This window comes from Streptomyces luteolus, from assembly GCF_029968015.1.
In the GTDB taxonomy this organism is placed as follows: Bacteria; Actinomycetota; Actinomycetes; order Streptomycetales; family Streptomycetaceae; genus Streptomyces; species Streptomyces luteolus.
In genome coordinates this window covers 17,859-33,210 of record NZ_JASCIS010000052.1, presented here as the reverse complement: position 1 = coordinate 33,210, position 15,352 = coordinate 17,859, and the positions used below count along the sequence as shown (strand labels likewise).

At 72.4% G+C, this 15,352-nt stretch carries 17 protein-coding genes; 12 read left to right on the top strand and 5 right to left on the bottom strand.

Going from position 1 to position 15,352, the window contains the following annotated elements; all coding sequences use genetic code 11:
- Positions 1 to 152 precede the first annotated feature (152 nt).
- The gene (locus QIT00_RS33130) at positions 153 to 1,106 is read right to left on the bottom strand and encodes a right-handed parallel beta-helix repeat-containing protein (protein WP_282539171.1); all 954 of its coding nucleotides are present in this window, start codon (positions 1,104 to 1,106) and stop codon (positions 153 to 155) included.
- Between the two features lie 207 nt (positions 1,107 to 1,313).
- On the opposite strand from QIT00_RS33130, the gene QIT00_RS33125 reads away from it, so the two are divergent.
- From QIT00_RS33125 to QIT00_RS33110, 4 genes are all read left to right on the top strand, one after another.
- Positions 1,314 to 2,252, top strand: coding sequence for a PAC2 family protein (locus tag QIT00_RS33125; protein WP_282539170.1), 939 nt, complete (start codon positions 1,314 to 1,316; stop codon positions 2,250 to 2,252).
- A gap of 106 nt (positions 2,253 to 2,358) precedes the next feature.
- Positions 2,359 to 2,967 (top strand): dephospho-CoA kinase, encoded by a 609-nt coding sequence (gene coaE, locus QIT00_RS33120; RefSeq protein WP_282539169.1) that lies wholly within the window; start codon positions 2,359 to 2,361, stop codon positions 2,965 to 2,967.
- Positions 2,925 to 3,362 (top strand): DUF3592 domain-containing protein, encoded by a 438-nt coding sequence (locus QIT00_RS33115; RefSeq protein WP_282539168.1) that lies wholly within the window; start codon positions 2,925 to 2,927, stop codon positions 3,360 to 3,362. Before coaE ends, QIT00_RS33115 begins: the two co-directional genes overlap by 43 nt.
- Positions 3,363 to 3,455: 93 nt before the next feature.
- Positions 3,456 to 3,857, top strand: coding sequence for a tetratricopeptide repeat protein (locus QIT00_RS33110; RefSeq protein WP_282539186.1), 402 nt, complete (start codon positions 3,456 to 3,458; stop codon positions 3,855 to 3,857).
- A gap of 46 nt (positions 3,858 to 3,903) precedes the next feature.
- Here the strand turns inward: QIT00_RS33110 and QIT00_RS33105 are convergent, their stop codons facing one another.
- Positions 3,904 to 4,191 carry a DUF6343 family protein gene (locus tag QIT00_RS33105; RefSeq protein WP_282539167.1) on the bottom strand — a complete coding sequence of 96 codons (288 nt, stop codon included), beginning with the start codon at positions 4,189 to 4,191 and terminating at the stop codon, positions 3,904 to 3,906.
- A gap of 267 nt (positions 4,192 to 4,458) precedes the next feature.
- Between QIT00_RS33105 and QIT00_RS33100 the strand changes: the two genes are divergently transcribed.
- From QIT00_RS33100 to QIT00_RS33085, 4 genes are all read left to right on the top strand, one after another.
- On the top strand, positions 4,459 to 5,394 hold the full coding sequence (locus tag QIT00_RS33100) for a trypsin-like serine peptidase (protein WP_282539166.1): 936 nt from the start codon (positions 4,459 to 4,461) through the stop codon (positions 5,392 to 5,394).
- A 118-nt stretch (positions 5,395 to 5,512) separates the two neighbouring features.
- Positions 5,513 to 6,265 carry a class I SAM-dependent methyltransferase gene (locus QIT00_RS33095; protein ID WP_282539165.1) on the top strand — a complete coding sequence of 251 codons (753 nt, stop codon included), beginning with the start codon at positions 5,513 to 5,515 and terminating at the stop codon, positions 6,263 to 6,265.
- 603 nt (positions 6,266 to 6,868) lie between these two features.
- Positions 6,869 to 9,043, top strand: coding sequence for a xanthine dehydrogenase family protein molybdopterin-binding subunit (locus tag QIT00_RS33090; protein ID WP_282539164.1), 2,175 nt, complete (start codon positions 6,869 to 6,871; stop codon positions 9,041 to 9,043).
- Positions 9,044 to 9,072: 29 nt separating this feature from the next.
- Entirely contained in the window at positions 9,073 to 9,531 is a 459-nt protein-coding gene (locus tag QIT00_RS33085) for a (2Fe-2S)-binding protein (RefSeq protein ID WP_282539163.1), read from the top strand.
- A 15-nt stretch (positions 9,532 to 9,546) separates the two neighbouring features.
- On the opposite strand, the gene QIT00_RS33080 is transcribed toward QIT00_RS33085, so the two are convergent.
- A complete protein-coding gene (locus QIT00_RS33080; RefSeq protein ID WP_282539162.1) occupies positions 9,547 to 9,987 on the bottom strand; it encodes an RNA-binding S4 domain-containing protein in 441 nt (146 codons plus the stop codon).
- A 73-nt stretch (positions 9,988 to 10,060) separates the two neighbouring features.
- On the opposite strand from QIT00_RS33080, the gene QIT00_RS33075 reads away from it, so the two are divergent.
- The 3 genes from QIT00_RS33075 (at position 10,061) to QIT00_RS33065 (ending at position 12,913) form a co-directional block, all read left to right on the top strand.
- On the top strand, positions 10,061 to 10,858 hold the full coding sequence (locus QIT00_RS33075; RefSeq protein ID WP_282539161.1) for an SDR family NAD(P)-dependent oxidoreductase: 798 nt from the start codon (positions 10,061 to 10,063) through the stop codon (positions 10,856 to 10,858).
- An 86-nt stretch (positions 10,859 to 10,944) separates the two neighbouring features.
- Entirely contained in the window at positions 10,945 to 11,634 is a 690-nt protein-coding gene (locus QIT00_RS33070) for a uracil-DNA glycosylase (RefSeq protein WP_282539185.1), read from the top strand.
- Between the two features lie 55 nt (positions 11,635 to 11,689).
- The gene (locus QIT00_RS33065; protein WP_282539160.1) at positions 11,690 to 12,913 is read left to right on the top strand and encodes an MFS transporter; all 1,224 of its coding nucleotides are present in this window, start codon (positions 11,690 to 11,692) and stop codon (positions 12,911 to 12,913) included.
- Positions 12,914 to 13,063: 150 nt separating this feature from the next.
- On the opposite strand, the gene QIT00_RS33060 is transcribed toward QIT00_RS33065, so the two are convergent.
- A complete protein-coding gene (locus tag QIT00_RS33060; RefSeq protein WP_282539159.1) occupies positions 13,064 to 13,474 on the bottom strand; it encodes a RidA family protein in 411 nt (136 codons plus the stop codon).
- Between the two features lie 130 nt (positions 13,475 to 13,604).
- Between QIT00_RS33060 and QIT00_RS33055 the strand changes: the two genes are divergently transcribed.
- Positions 13,605 to 14,543 carry an NADP-dependent oxidoreductase gene (locus QIT00_RS33055; RefSeq protein WP_282539158.1) on the top strand — a complete coding sequence of 313 codons (939 nt, stop codon included), beginning with the start codon at positions 13,605 to 13,607 and terminating at the stop codon, positions 14,541 to 14,543.
- Positions 14,544 to 14,680: 137 nt separating this feature from the next.
- Here the strand turns inward: QIT00_RS33055 and QIT00_RS33050 are convergent, their stop codons facing one another.
- Positions 14,681 to 15,301 carry a DUF4291 domain-containing protein gene (locus tag QIT00_RS33050; protein ID WP_282539157.1) on the bottom strand — a complete coding sequence of 207 codons (621 nt, stop codon included), beginning with the start codon at positions 15,299 to 15,301 and terminating at the stop codon, positions 14,681 to 14,683.
- Positions 15,302 to 15,352 lie beyond the last annotated feature (51 nt).

Sequence of the window (15,352 nt, the reverse complement as noted above, 5' to 3'; positions counted from 1 at the left end):
AGGTAGTTGAACAAGTGGGCCCGCACCTTCTGGTGCGGGCCCACTTGTTGTTTCGTCCATTCGCCGTGGGGCGGCCTCTTGTTTCGCGGGTGCGGCTCTCGTCGTGGTTGCTCGCGCAGTTCCCCGCGCCCCTGTCGCGGCACCCCCAGCCTTCAAGGTGTGACGGGGATGTTCGTCAGGCCCTTGCCGCCCGTGACCGTGTTGCTCGCGTGGACCGTCGTCGGGCAGTCGCCGCTGTGGTTGGCCACGTTGATCGCCAGCTGCTTGCCGCCCGTCGCGCCCGTCAGGTCCGAGGCGTTGTCGCGGAAGACCGTGCCGCAGCCCCAGCCGGGCCTCTGACTGTGTGTCTCGTAGCCGTTGTTCGTGGTGTTCTCGCCCCGGTTGTTCTCCACCAGGACGTCGTTGCCCTTCACGTCGACCCATGAGTCGTCGTAGTTCGCGCCCGTCAGGCCCCTGCCGTCGAAGGTGTTGCCGATGATCCGGGCGCCCGTGGTGCCCTCCTTGATGTCGACGCTCTCGCCGCCGACGTCCGGGCCGATGGTGTTGCCGGTGATCCGCACACGGTCGCTCTTGTCGTCCAGGGTGTTCGCGCTGCCCACGTAGACGCCCTCGCCCATGCCGCGGCCGTCGTTGCCGGTGTCGTAGATGCGGGAGTCCTTGATGACGCCGTCGCTCGACGACTTGCGGAAGTGGACGCCCTCCATGTCCAGACCGTGCACCGTGACGGAGTCGACGGTCACCCCGCGGGCCGCGTCGATCATGATGCCCTTCTGGCCGCCCGTGACGGTGATGCCCCGCACGGTCCAGTACGCGGCCCCGTCGAGGTGCAGGCCATAGCCGCCGCCCGCCGTCAGAACCGCCTTCGGGGAGCCGGTGAGCGTGATGCGGGCGTCGGAGCGGGCCGCCGTCGTGGTCTTGAAGTTGCCGCTGTACGTGCCGTCGGCGAGGCGGATGGTGTCGCCGGCGCGGGCCGAGGACAGGGCCGACTTCAATTCGGCCGAGGTGGACACGTCGATGACCGCGTCCGGAGCCGCGGCGGCCGCCGAGGGGCCAGCTGCGGCGGCGGTCAGGGCGGCCAGAGTGGTGAGGAGAGTACGCGTACGCATGTGGGGGTTCTCCTATATGAATGTGGGGCCCGTTTGTGAACGAGGGGCTGCTCCCGGAAGGTAGGGACGAGGCATGTCCGCGTCAAGGTCTGGACCAGGAGGTGCCGCTTAACTCGGCTTGCCGCTCCAGGTGTTCACGAGCGCGGGTGGGAATGCTCGTGCCGCGTGACGTGTTGTGCAGTACGAACACGAGGAGGAGCGGTCACTGTGGTTGATCCCGAGGGTTTGTACACGTGGGAGCCGAAGGGCCTGGCGGTCGTCGACATGGCGCTGGCGCAGGAGTCGGCCGGGCTTGTCATGCTCTACCACTTCGACGGATACATCGACGCCGGTGACACCGGTGACCAGATCGTCGAGAAGCTCGTCGACACGCTCCCCGGCCAGGTCGTCGCCCGCTTCGACCACGACCGGCTGATCGACTACCGCGCGCGCCGCCCCCTGCTCACCTTCGAGCGCGACCGCTGGAGCGACTACGAGGTCCCGGCACTCGAAGTGCGCCTCCTCCAGGACGCCACCGGCGCGCCCTTCCTGCTGCTCTCCGGACCCGAACCGGACGTCGAGTGGGAGCGGTTCGCGGCCGCCGTCAAGCAGATCGTCGAGCGCCTCGGCGTCCGCCTGTCGGTGAACTTCCACGGCATCCCCATGGGTGTGCCGCACACCAGGCCCGTAGGCCTGACTCCGCACGGCAACCGCAGCGACCTCGTGCCCGGACACACCTCGCCCTTCGATGAGGCGCAGGTGCCCGGCAGCGCGGAGGCCCTGATCGAGTACCGCCTGATGGGAGCCGGTCACGACGTCCTGGGTGTCGCGGCGCATGTCCCGCACTACATCGCCCGCTCCGCCTACCCGGACGCGGCCCTCACCGCCCTGGAGTCGGTCACCTCGGCCACCGGCCTGGTGCTGCCCGCGGCCGCGCACGCCCTGCGCACCGAGGCGCACCGCACGCAGAACGAGATCGACCGCCAGATCCAGGAGGGGGACGAGGAACTCGTCGCCATGGTCCAGGGACTTGAGCACCAGTACGACGCGGCGGCGGGCGCGGAGACGCGCGGCAACATGCTCGCCGAACCGGTGGAGATCCCCTCCGCGGACGAGATCGGCCGAGAGTTCGAGCGGTTCCTCGCGGAGCGGGAGGGCGAGGGCTAGGCGCCGCCCCCTGTGGACCAGGCCCGTCTTCGGATCAGGCCGGTCGACGTGAAGATCCCGAGGGGACGCGCAGCGGAGAGTGAAGCGAGGCCCTAAGCTGCTGGGCATGCTGAAAGTGGGTTTGACCGGCGGAATCGGCGCGGGCAAGAGCGAGGTGTCCCGGCTCCTCGCCTCGTACGGCGCGGTGCTGATCGACGCCGACCGGATCGCGCGCGAGGTTGTGGAACGGGGAACTCCGGGGCTGCGGGCGGTCGTCGAGGCCTTCGGGCCCGAGGTGCTCGCCGCCGACGGCAGCCTCGACCGGCCCCGGCTCGGTGCCGTCGTCTTCGCCGACCCGGACCGCCTCGCCGTCCTCAACGGCATCGTCCACCCCCTGGTGGGCGCCCGCTCCGCCGAGTTGGAAGCCGCGGCCGACGCCGACTCCGTCGTCGTACACGATGTGCCGCTGCTCACCGAGAACGGCCTGGCACCGCTGTACGACCTGGTGGTCGTCGTCGACGCGTCCCCGGAGACGCAGCTCGACCGGCTCGTACGGCTGCGCGGCATGACCGAGGAGGACGCCCGCGCGCGGATGGCGGCCCAGTCCACCCGGGAGAAGCGCCTGGAGACCGCCGACATCGTGATCGACAACGACGGCCCGATCGAGGCGCTGGAACCCCAGGTCCGCACCGTATGGGAGGACCTCGCGCGCCGCGCCGCCGCGAGCGACGCCTGACGGCCCCGCCCATGCTCGTCCTGGCGGTGCTGACCGTCCTCGGCGGTCTCGTCGCGGCCCTCGCCGGTGGTTACGGACTGCACCGGACCCGGCGCATGGAGGAGTCGGTCCAGTCGGTGGACGCGCTGGTCAAGCCGCCGCAGGCGGGTGCGGACCGGCCGCGGGTGCAGTTCGAGACGGCCGACGGCAAGGTCGTGGAGATCGCCTCCCCGGTACGGCGCACGCGCCGCAGGCCGCTGCGGGACGGCAGCGCACTGCGGATCGCGTACGACGCCGACGACCCGCGCGAGATCGTGCTGTTGAGCCGGGACCGCGTCCGCGTCGACCAGGCGTTCATGACGGCCGGGACGGCGCTCGCGGTGCTGGGTGTGGTGCTGGTCGTACGGGCCTGGTGAGCAGCGGCGGGCGGGCGCGCGGGGCGGAATAGCCTTCGCACGGGGCGCGTTGATACCGAGAGCGAAGGGAAGGACTCAGCCGTGCCCGAAAGCATCGGTCGTAACAGCAGCGGACCCGGCGGCGGTGGCTCCGGCGCGGGGCGCAACCCCGAGACGCATGTCATCGACTTCCGCGCGGCCGAGCAGCTCCTCGCCGCGCGCGATCCGCGGGGCGCGGTGAAGCTGCTCGACGAGGTCATCGCCGCGCACCCCGAGAACACCGCGGCCCGGCTGCTGCGCGCCCGCGCGTTCTTCGCCTCCGCTCAACTCCGCGCCGCCGAGCTGGAGTTCTCCATCGTCCTGGAACGCGAGCCGGACAACGCCTTCGCGCACTTCGCCCTGGCGCGCACGTACGAACGCGCCAACCGGCCGGGCCAGGCCCGCCGCCACTTCCGCCTCGCCGCGGCGCTCGACCCGCAGCCGGAGTACCTCGCGGCGGCACGCTTCGACGGATAGCACGGATAGATGGATAGATGGATAGGCGGATAGCGACGGATAGCCCTCAGCCGGTACGAGGACGCCGGTTGCCGTGGTCCGGCTCGTACGGAGGGACGTCCCGGCCCGGCTGGTAGTGGGGGCCCTGGTGGATGTGGCGCAGGACCATCACCAGGTCGACCGTGACGATCACCCACAGGACGCCGCAGGCCGCCGCCCAGCCGGGGCGGCCCGCCAGGGCGAACGCGACGGTGCCGGCCGACGCCCAGATCAGGCCCCACAGACTGAGCCAGAACCGCATCCGGAGCGGACTGCGCGCAGTCACCGGTTCACTGCCCGTGCGCATCGGAGTCATCTCCCGCTGCCGGGTGCACCGAGCACCCGGCGTCGCTGCTGAGCTGCTCCTTCCAGGATCCACCCACGGGCGGCCCTTGCGGTAGTCGGGGCTCCGGTGCGTGCCGGATGACCTCGGACGATGAGCTGGGGTGCACGCGGTGGAGTGGTGCCGTAGAGGCCCTGTGAAACCGTAACGACCATGCGTTGACGCGCTCCTGACACGGTGTCGAATTCATGGCACGCTGCCCCCTGCACGCACCACCCTCCCGACGAAGGAGAACGCAGCGTGAGAAGACGCAGCCTTCGAATACCCCACAGGGCACTGAGCGCGGCCACCGCGACCGGTGCCCTCGTCGCCGGATTGCTCCTGCAGACCGGTTCCGCCTCCGCCACCCCCTCGGTGGAGGACTTCTGGACGGCCGAGCGGATGCGGGCCGCCGAGCCGCTCGACGTACTGCCCGTGAGCCCCGGTGATCTGAACAAGGTCAAGGAGGGCGTCGAGAAGCTGGTGCCGCCGACCGGGCTGCCGGGCGCCGAGGCCTTCCCCGAGACGGGCGGGCCGTGGACCGGCGGCGGCAAGGTCACCAGCACCGCCGGCCGGGTCTTCTTCACCTATCAGGGACGGCAGGCCTCCTGCTCCGGCAACGCCGTGACCAGCGCGAACAAGTCCACGGTCCTCACCGCGGGGCACTGCGTGAAGATGGACGGCGCCTGGCACACCAACTGGGTCTTCGTCCCCGAGTACAAGGACGGGCAGGCGCCGCACGGCAAGTGGACGGCCGCCAAGACCCTGTCCACGCCGCAGTGGACCGCGACCGAGGACATCAACTACGACGTCGGCGCCGCGGTCGTGAACCCGCTCGACGGCAAGAAGCTCACCGACGTCGTCGGCGCCCAGGGCGTGGCCTTCAACACCGGCTACAACAAGAAGATGTACGCCTTCGGCTACCCCGCCGCCGACCCGTACGACGGCTCGAAGCTGATCCACTGCAGCGGCAACTCCATCCAGGACCCGCTGCTCTCCACGGACCACGGCCTGTCCTGCGACATGACCGGCGGCTCCAGTGGCGGCCCCTGGTTCCAGGACTTCGACGAGGCGTCCGGAACCGGCCTGCAGAACTCGGTGAACAGCTTCGGCTACACCTTCCTGCCGGGCTACATGTTCGGCCCCTACTTCGGGGACGACGCGAAGAACCTGTATGAGAAGGCCCAGACGAGCTGAGTCGGGTGTGAGTGTTCCGCGGCCCCCGCATCGATCCGGTGCGGGGGTCGCGTTCTTCTTCACTCGTAAGGGTGAGCGGGTCGGGAACTCCCGTGCTCTGCCTGCCCGTTGGACCGGTATGAGCGAACTGATCCGCGAGGGGTACTCGGGTACGGGGCCGGGGGCCATCACGCCCGACGGCTGCGCGGTCGAGCTGTACGCGCGGCTTAAGGCGGGGGCCGAGCCGGAGGTGATCGCGGGTGCCGTGCCGCCGGGCGCCCGGCTGCTCGAACTCGGCTGCGGGGCCGGGAGATTGACGCGTCCGCTGACCGAGCGCGGTTTCACGGTGACGGCGGTCGACGAGTCGGCGGAGATGCTGGCGCACGTCGAGGGCCTGCCGGGGGTGGCGCGGGCGGTGCGCAGTCCCATCGAGGCGCTTGCCGGGGGAGCGCTCGGCGAGCGGGGCGAGCAGTTCGAGCGGTTCGAGCAGTTCGAGCGGTTCGATGTAGTGCTGCTCGCCTCGTTCCTGGTGCACGCCGCCGACCCCGAGGTGCGGGACGGAATCCTGCGGGCCTGCCGCAGCCATGTGGCGGACGACGGCTGCGTCCTGATCCAGCGCGAGGGCGCCGATTACCACACGGACCTGCCGAGGGAGCGAGTCGACCCCGCCGGGTACACGGTCCGCATCGTGTCGTCCACGCCCGTCGGCGGTGGGGTCAACTCCGTGCACGCGCAGTACATATGGCCGGACGCCACCTGGACGCAGACGTTCCGGGCGCGGGTGCTGAGCGCGGCGGAGTTCGAGGAGCAGCTCGCACGCGCCGGGCTCGCGGTGGACCGCGTCCTGACGGACGACGGGACGTGGGTGCTCGCGCGGCCGGTCACGGCGTAGGCGCGTTCGGCCGCAGGGCGGTCGGCTCGTGAAGGTAGTGCGTCGGGTACTGGGCAGGGTGTGGTCGCCGCCGTCCGGTTGTGGTAGCCAAGCATCGTCCCGGTGTTGTTGACGGTCAGTCAATGCCCCTATCACTCAAGCAGCTTGGCGCTGCCGACGACCCATTGGAGCCCTCTGGTGGAGCCCCAACCGCCCCCTGCCGCGGCCGAGCACACCACGAACGCCGAGCCCTCGCGGGGCTCTGGGCACGCCGAGCCCTCGCGGGGCTCTGGGCACGCCGAGTCCTCGCGGGGCTCTGGGCGCGCCGAGTCCTCGCAGGGGTCTGGGCGCGCCGAGTCCTCGCAGGGGTCTGGGCGCGCCGAGTCCTCGCAGGGGTCTGGGCATGCCGGGCACGCCGAGTCCTTGCGGGGCTCTGAACGGGCCGAGCATGCCGGGCACGCCGGACACGCTCAGAGCCCCCAGACCCCCCAGATCACCCCGAGCCCCCAGGGCCCCCAGGGCCCCGAGAGCCCCCAGGGCCCCGAGAGCCCCCAGGGCCCCAAGAGCCCCCACGGCCCCGAGAGCCCTCAGAGCCCCGAAGGCTCGGGTGTCGGTCGGCGCAAGGTGCTCGCGTATCTGGTCGCCGCCCCCACCCTGACGGTCGCGGTCCGGGTCGGTGCCGATGCCTGGGCGCCGGAAGCCGCCGCGGCCACCCCGGAGGCCACCGCCCTGCCGGACGTGCTGCCCGACCTGGGTGACGTACTGATCCTCGCCGCGGCGCCCACCGCACACCTGCTCACCCTGGAGCTGGGCGAGGACGGTACGGCCCGCTTCGGTCTGCCCCGTGCCGAGGTCGGCCAAGGCCTCACCACGGCGGTGGCGATGCTGATCGCCGACGAGTTGGACCTGCCGCTCGACCGGATCAAGGTCCGACTCGACGACGCCAGGCCCGAGTTGCTCTTCAACCAGCTCACCGGCAGCTCCAACTCGATCCGCGCCCTGCACCGCCCCGTCCGCGCCGCGGCCGCCGCCGCCCGGGCCCGCCTGATCGCGACCGCCGCCCGCCGGTGGGGCACGGACGCCGCGGACCTCACCACCCGCGAAGGCGCCGTGCACGCCCCCGACGGCCGCACCCTCGACTACGGCGCGCTCGCCGCCCGAGCCGCCGCTCCGCGGACGACGGAAGCACCCGAGGTCACCCTCAAGCCGGCCGGCGAGCAGCGCGTCGTCGGCCGCCCCACCGGACGCATCGACGCCCGCGCGATCGTCACCGGCCGCCAGGAGTACGCCCTCGACCTGGACGTCCCCGGCGCCAAACCGGCGATGGTGCGCAGGCCGCCCACCGTCAACGGCACCGTGGCGAAGGTCCACAACGCCGCCGCCGTACGGGGCATGGCCGGTGTCCTCGACGTCGTGGAGATCGCCACCGGCGTGGCCGTCGTCGCCGAGACCTTCGGGCAGGCCCTCGCGGGCAAGGACGCACTGCGCGTCGACTGGGGTCCGGGCACCGTGGACGAGCTGTCCCACGAGGACATCAAGGCCAGGCTCCGCAAGACCGTCCCCGACTTCCTGCCGCCGCTGCTCGTGCGGCACATCGACGCCGAGTACGACTTCGCGCCCGTCAGCCACGCGCCCCTGGAGACCAACAGCGCGGTCGCCGACGTAAGGGACGACCGGGCCACCGTGTGGACGGCCGCGCAGTCCCCGATCGCCGCGCGGGCCGCCGTCGCGAAGGCGATCGGACTGCCCCCGTCCCGCGTCGACTTCCATGTGGTGCAGGCGGGCGGCTCGTTCGGGCGGCGGCTGTTCTACGACGCGGCGATCGAGGCCGCCCAGGTGTCCAAGGCCGCGGGCCGTCCCGTACGCCTGATGTGGTCGCGGGTCGACGACATGCGGCACGGGCGGATGCGGCCGCCCACCCACCACAAGCTGCGTGTCACCCACACGCGCGGCGGCACGCCGTTGTCCCTTCAGCACCGGACGGCCTCGGTGGAGATCGACGCGGGCCACGGTATCGGGGACGCGCTCACCGCCGGGCTCACCGAACTCCCCGCTGCGGGCGAGACGTTCGCGCAGACCATGTTCCGGCTCTCCATGCGCTCCCCGTACGACCTCGGGGCCACCGCGCAGACCCTGACCGAGCTGCCGCTGAAGCTGCACACCGGCTCGTGGCGCAGCGTGTACTCGGGCACCGCGCGGGCCGCCGAGGAGATGTTCCTCGACGAGGTGGCGGAGCAGCTCGGCGCGGACCCCGTGGAGTTCCGGCGTACGCGGCTGAGGACCGCGGCGCAGCGGGCGGTGCTCGACGCGGCCACCCGCGACTGGGGCCGGGAGCTGCCCGCGGGCTGTGCGCAGGGCGTCGGCTTCCACGAGGAGTACAAATCGCGGGTGGCGTACCTCGTCGAGCTCGACGCCCGCGATCCGAAGGAGCCGCGCGTGACGCGTGCGGTGATCGCCGTCGACGTGGGGCGGGCCGTCAACCCGCGCGGGGTGGAGGCGCAGATGCTCGGCGGGCTCACGGACGGCATCGCGACGGCCCTGCGCGCCGGGCTCCACTTCGACAAGGGCCTTCCCCTGGAGGGCAGTTACTCGCAGTTCCACTACGCGCGGCAGAAGGACTCCCCACCGGACGTCACCGTCCACGTCATCGATTCCGACGCCGAACCGGGCGGGGTGGGCGAGCTGGGCGTGCCCGCAGCGGTCGCCGCGGTCGGTAACGCCTACGCCCGCGCGACCGGCACCCGGGTGCGCAGCTTCCCCATCCTGTTCGACGTCGACTTCGAGCCGTTCCCGCGCTGAGCGCCGGCACCCTGCTGAGGAGTTCTCCCTTGCCCGCACACACCTTCACCGTGAACGGCGAGCAGGTCACCGTCGACGCGCCCGACGACCTGCCGCTGCTCTGGGTCCTGCGCGACCTGCTCGGCATCCGCGGCCCCAAGTACGGCTGCGGCATCGATGTCTGCAAGGCCTGTACGAGCCATCTCGACGGGGAGGCGGTCAACCCGTGCGCCGTGCCCGTTTCGGAGGTGGCGGACCGCGAGGTCACCACGATCGAGGGGCTCGCCGACGGCGACCGGCTGCATCCCGTGCAGGAGGCGTGGCTGGAGCAGGACGTCGCGCAGTGCGGTTACTGCCAGCCGGGGCAGATCATGGCGGCGGTCGCGCTCCTCAGGCGGACGAAGAGTCCGACGGACGAGGAGATCGACGCGATCGCGAACGTGTGCCGGTGCGGGACGTACTTCCGCATTCGGGAGGCGATCAAGTCGGCCGCGGCTCGGATGAGTTGAGGACGGCCTCGGCGATCACGCGCCCGGCAGGCGGGAGTTGAGTGCCCGCAGGCGCTCCATCTCCCTGCGGTCCCGCTTCGTCGGGCGGCCCGTCCCCGGGTCGCGCACGCCCGCAGGGGCGGCGGCCTCGCGGGGCGGGGGCGGCGGGCTGTTGTCGACGTAGCACTCCACCGCCACCGGGGCGCCGACGCGCTTGCGGATGACGCGCTTCACCACGACCACCCGGTCCCGGCCCGCGTACCGCAGCCGCACCTCGTCGCCCGCCTTCACGGCGTGCGCCGGCTTGACGCGGTCGCCGTTGACGCGGACGTGACCGCCGCGGCAGGCCGTGGCGGCGGCCGAGCGGGTCTTGATCAGGCGCACCGACCAGATCCAGGCGTCGACGCGCACGCTGCCGCCCTCCTGCGGCTGCGTCGCCGGGCGCTGCGGGGCGGCCTTGTCGGGCTGCGAAGTCATGCCCGCACTGTAGCTCTCGGGCGGGCCCCGACGCCGCCGAGATTTCCGGGTCTCCCGTACGTACCGTGGTCACATGTCGGGCTCCCATGACTCCCATGACTCCACCGCCTCTGCCGCCTCCACCGCCTCCGCCGCTTCTGCCACGTCTGCCGCCTCCACGGCCTCTGCCGCCTCCACCGACTCCACCGCGCCCGTCGCCCTCGTCACCGGCGGCAACCGGGGCATCGGCCGTGAGGTCTGCCGTCAGCTCGCCGGACTCGACCACATCGTGCTGCTCACCGCCCGCTCCCTGAAGGCGGCCGAGAAGGCGGCGGCCGAACTCGGCACCTCCGTCGTGCCCGTACAGCTCGACGTGACCTGCGAGGACGACCGGCAGCGGGTCGCCCGCGAGGTCAGGGACCGCTTCGGCCGGCTCGACGTCCTGGTCAACAACGCGGCCATCGCGTACGACACCTGGCAGTGCGCCGTCAGCGCCGACCTGGATGTGGTCAGGGAGGCCGCCGAGACCAACCTGTACGGGCCGTGGCGGCTCACGCAGACACTGCTGCCGCTGCTGCGGGCCAGCCGCCGCGGGCGGGTGGTGAACGTGTCGAGCGGGGCGGCGTCCCTGGCCGACATGGGCGCGGGCACCCCCGCGTACGCGACCACCAAAGTCGCCCTCAACGCCCTCACGCGGATGCTCGCCGCCGAGCTGCGGGCCGACGGCATCCTGGTCAATTCCGTCTGTCCCGGCTGGGTGGACACGGACATGGGCGGTCCCGGCGGGCGGCCCGTCGCGGACGGCGCGGCCGGGGTCGTCTGGGCCGCGACCCTGCCCGGCGGCGGCCCGACCGGCGGGTTCTTCCGCGACGGGGTGCGGGTGGAGTGGTGAGCAGGCCGTCGGGGGAGGGCGTCGGGGAGGCAGGCCCGCCTCCCGGCGCCTGGCCGTATCCCGAGCTCGGCGCCCTCGACCGGGACCTGTCCCACTGCCGCCGCTGCCCCCGCCTCGTCGCCTGGCGCGAGGAGGTCGCCCGTACGAAGAGGGCCGCGTTCGCCGACGAGACGTACTGGGGGCGGCCCGTGCCCGGCTTCGGGCCCGCCGACGCCGCCCTCCTGATCGTCGGCCTGGCGCCCGCCGCGCACGGCGCCAACCGCACCGGGCGGATGTTCACCGGCGACCGCTCGGGCGACGTGCTCTACCAGGCCCTGTACGACATCGGACTCGCCTCGCGGCCGACCGCCACCGCCGCCGACGACGGGCTGACCCTGTACGGCGTCCGGATCACGGCGCCCGTGCACTGCGCCCCGCCCGCCAACAAGCCGACGCCGCAGGAGCGGGACAACTGCCGCCCCTGGCTGGTGGACGAGCTGCGGCTGCTCGCGCCCACGCTGCGCGGGGCGGTCGTGCTCGGCACCTTCGGCTGGCAGGCGGTGCTGCCCGCGTTCGCGGCGGCGGGCTGGCACGTGCCCCGGCCCCGGCCCGCCTTCGGCCACGGCGCTCGTACGACCCTGCGGGGCGAGCCCGGCGCCCTCGACTTGTTCGGCTGCTTCCACGTCAGCCAGCGCAATACGTTCACCGGACGGCTCACGCCCGCGATGCTCCGGGAGGTCCTGAGCGACGCGGCCACGGCGGCCGGGCTCCCCGTACGCCCGAAACGACCCCGATAACCCCTGGAAAGCAGTCGAACTGCGCAAAAGGTGCGGCGAGCCTAACTTGGGCGGGGTGACAGACACCGCTGACAGCCCCCGCGCCGCTGCCGCCGCCCCCGCCGGTCCCGGTGCCGCCGCTTACCGCAATCTGATCGTGGCCACCGTCGGCTTCACCTTGACGTTCTGGGCCTGGGACCTGATCGCGCCCCTGAGCAGCGGCTACCAGGACCGGCTCGGCCTGAGCTCCTTCCAGCAGTCGCTGCTGGTCGCCGTGCCGGTGATCGTCGGCTCGATCGGCCGTATCCCGGTGGGCGCGCTCACCGACCGCTACGGCGCCCGACTGATGTTCCCGCTGGTCACGGCGCTCACCATCGTGCCGGTGCTGCTGCTCATCCCGGCCAAGAACTCCTACGCCGGACTGCTCGGCGTGGGCTTTCTGCTCGGGCTCGGCGGGACGACGTTCGCGATCGGTGTGCCGCTGGTCAACTCCTGGTTCCCGCCCGCCAGAAGAGGCTTCGCGATCGGCGTCTTCGGCATGGGCATGGGCGGCGTCGCGCTCTCCGGCTACTTCACGCCGCGCATCGCGAAGCACGGCGAGAACCTGCCCTTCCTGGTGGTGGCCGCGGCCCTCGCCGTGTTCGCGGTGCTCGGCGCGCTGCTGATCACCGACCGGCCCGACCGGCCGGTGCCCACCGCCTCGCTCTCCTCCCGCCTCGGCTCGGCCGGACGGCTGCGCGTGACCTGGGAGCTGTCGGCGCTGTACGCGATCGGCTTCGGCGGTGTCGTCGCGTTCGGCGTGTACCTGCCGACGTACCTGAAGACCTGGTACGAGCTCTCGCCCACCGACGCGGGTACCCGAGCGGCCGGGTTCGCCCTGGTCACCGTCGTGTTCCGGCCGATCGGCGGCTGGCTCTCGGACCGCGTCCACCCGGCCCTGGTCACCGCCGGCGCGCTCGTCCTGGTGGCCCTGCTCGCGATCGTGCAGGCCTTCGACCCGTCGCTCGTGCCGATGGGCACGATCTGCCTGCTCGGCATGGCCGCCGGTCTCGGCGCCGCGAGCGGCAGCGTGTTCGCGATGGTCGCGCAGGTCACGCCGCAGCCCCAGGTCGGCTCCGTCACCGGCATCGTGGGCGCGGTCGGAGGCCTCGGCGGCTTCGTACCGCCGCTGGTGATGGGCGCGATCTACAGCGCCAAGGACTCGTACTCGATCGGCTTCATGCTCCTGTCCGACCTGGCGCTCGCGGGCTGCGTGTACGCGTACGGGCGAATGCGGGCGGTGCGGCCGGACACGCTCTAGGCCGGACACCAGCTGGGCCGGACACGGCCTAGGCCGGACACCAGCTGGGCCGGACACGGCCTAGACCGGACACCAGCTGGGCCGGACACGACCTGGGCCGGGCACGACCTGGGCCGGACACGACCTGGGCCGGACACCGCCTGCGGGCGGTCAGTCCGGCACGACCGCCGTCGCCGTGATCTCCACCAGCTGCCCCGGATAGCCCAGCGTCGGGACGCCGATCAGGGTCGAGGAGTGCGGGCCCGAGGCGCCCGTGGCGAGGCCGGACTCCTCGACGATCCGCCAGACCTCGGAGAGCGGCCCCGGCTCGTCCGCGACCACGTACACATCGGTGTACGCGACGAGCGAGAGGTCGCTGCCGACCGCCTTCACCTGCTCCTCCAGGTTGGCGATCACCTGCCGGGCCTGCGCCACATGGTCGCCGGGGCCGACCAGCTCGCCCCGAGCGTCGAGCGGCACCGAACCGGCGAGGAACGCGAGCCGCGTGCCCGCCTCGACGACGGACGCGTGGGTGTACCGGGGCGGGGTGAAGAGAGTGGGGACGACGCTGCGCCTGATCACGGGTGCGGCCTCCTGAACGCCTGCCGACATGCCTGCGGGGACTACCGATCGGATCATGTACGGGAGGGACTGCCCCTCGCACCCGAATTTCGCCGGGAACGCTCAGTACCACCGGGGAGTTGCGCCCACCATGAAGGCAATCGCACTCGACAGCTACGGATCCCCCGACGCCCTGCGCGTCGCCGATCTCGCGGAGCCCAAGGTGGCCCCGGGCGAGGTCCTGGTCCGCGTCCGCGCGGCGGGCGTGAACCCGGTCGACTGGAAGCTCGCCGCGGGCGGCCTCGACCCGGTCATGGAGACGCGGTTCCCGCTGATCCCCGGCTGGGACGTGGCGGGCGTGGTGGAGGCGAACGGGCTCGACGCGTGCGAGTTCACCCCGGGCGACGAGGTGTACGGCTACATCCGCAAGGACTGGGCGCAGAACGGCGGGTACGCGGAGCAGGTCTCGGCGAGCGTACGGATGCTCGCGAAGAAGCCCGCCGCGCTCGACTGGAACCAGACCGCGGGCGTCCCGCTCGCCGGGCTGACCGCGCTGCAGTCGCTGCGCCGGGTCGGCGTGGGCGCCGGTGACACGGTCCTGATCCACGCGGCCGCGGGCGGCGTCGGATCGTTCGGCGTGCAGATCGCGGTGGCCGCGGGCGCCCGGGTGATCGGCACCGCGAGCGAGCGCAACCACGCCTTCCTGCGCGACCTTGGCGCCGAGCCGGTGACGTACGGGGACGGGCTCGTCGACCGCGTCCGCGCGCTGGCGCCCGATGGGGTGGACGCTGTCCTCGACTTCGTCGGCGGCGGGGTGGCCGAGGTGTCCGTGCCGCTGCTCAAGCGGGCCCCGCAGGGCGCCCGTTCCGCCCGTCTGGCGTCCATCGCGGACGGCGATGTCCTGGGCCTGGGCGGCCACCACGTGTGGGTCCGCCCGGACGCGGAGGGCCTCACGGAGCTCGCGGGGCTCGCCGACGCGGGGAAGCTCACCGTGCACGTGGACCACGCGCTGCCGCTGGAGAGCGCGGCGGAGGCATGGCGGCTCAGCCAGGAGGGGCGGACGCGCGGGAAGATCGTGCTGACGGTCTGAGCCTCTCCTCGGCGAGGACGGCGAGGACGGCGAGGACGGCGAGGACGGCGAGGACGGCGAGGACGGCGAGGACGCCGGCGCGGCGAGGGCGGCGAGGACGGCGAGGACGGCGGCGAGGCGAGGACAGCGAGGACGGCCTACGCCCCCAGGTGTGCAAGCAGACCCGCCGCCACCGGATACTCCCGCTCCTTGGGCAACATCCCCCGTGCCGCCTCCAGTTGGCCCTCCCGTACGAGCGCGTGCACGGTGTGGGCGGTTTCGGTGACGTCGGTGAGGGAGACGATCCACTCGTCCGCGTACCGCCGCGTCGCCTCCCCGGCCAGGCCGAGCTGGAGCGAACGGTACGGGAGCGGCCGGAGGCGGATGTCGCGTTCCGGGTCCCACTGCACGCGCGCGGGCGCGGACCGCAGTTCCCGGCGCCATGCCTCGTGGTCGGCGTGCAGGTCCCGGTCGTAGTGCGACAGGCAGGCGTTCCGCAGCGCCCACTCGAAGCCCGTACGGTCGATCTCGACGGCGAGCACGGTCTGCTGGCCGTCCTTGGTGGCCCAGCCGCAGCGGTACATCATCCACAGGAACGACGGCTTGACCCAGGTCATCCGGTCCCGCTTCCACGCGGCGGGGAAGCGGCCGTCGCGGGCGGCGGGGACGCCGATGGCGGGGGAGTAGGCCTGGTAGACGGTGACGGTGTCGGCGGTGTGGTGGGCGCGGATGCTCCTGGCGGCGATCGCCACCGCGTCTTTGTGGTCACTTTGACTCATTGGGGCATCATGAGGGGACAACACCCGCCGGGGCCACGGAATTTCGATCGA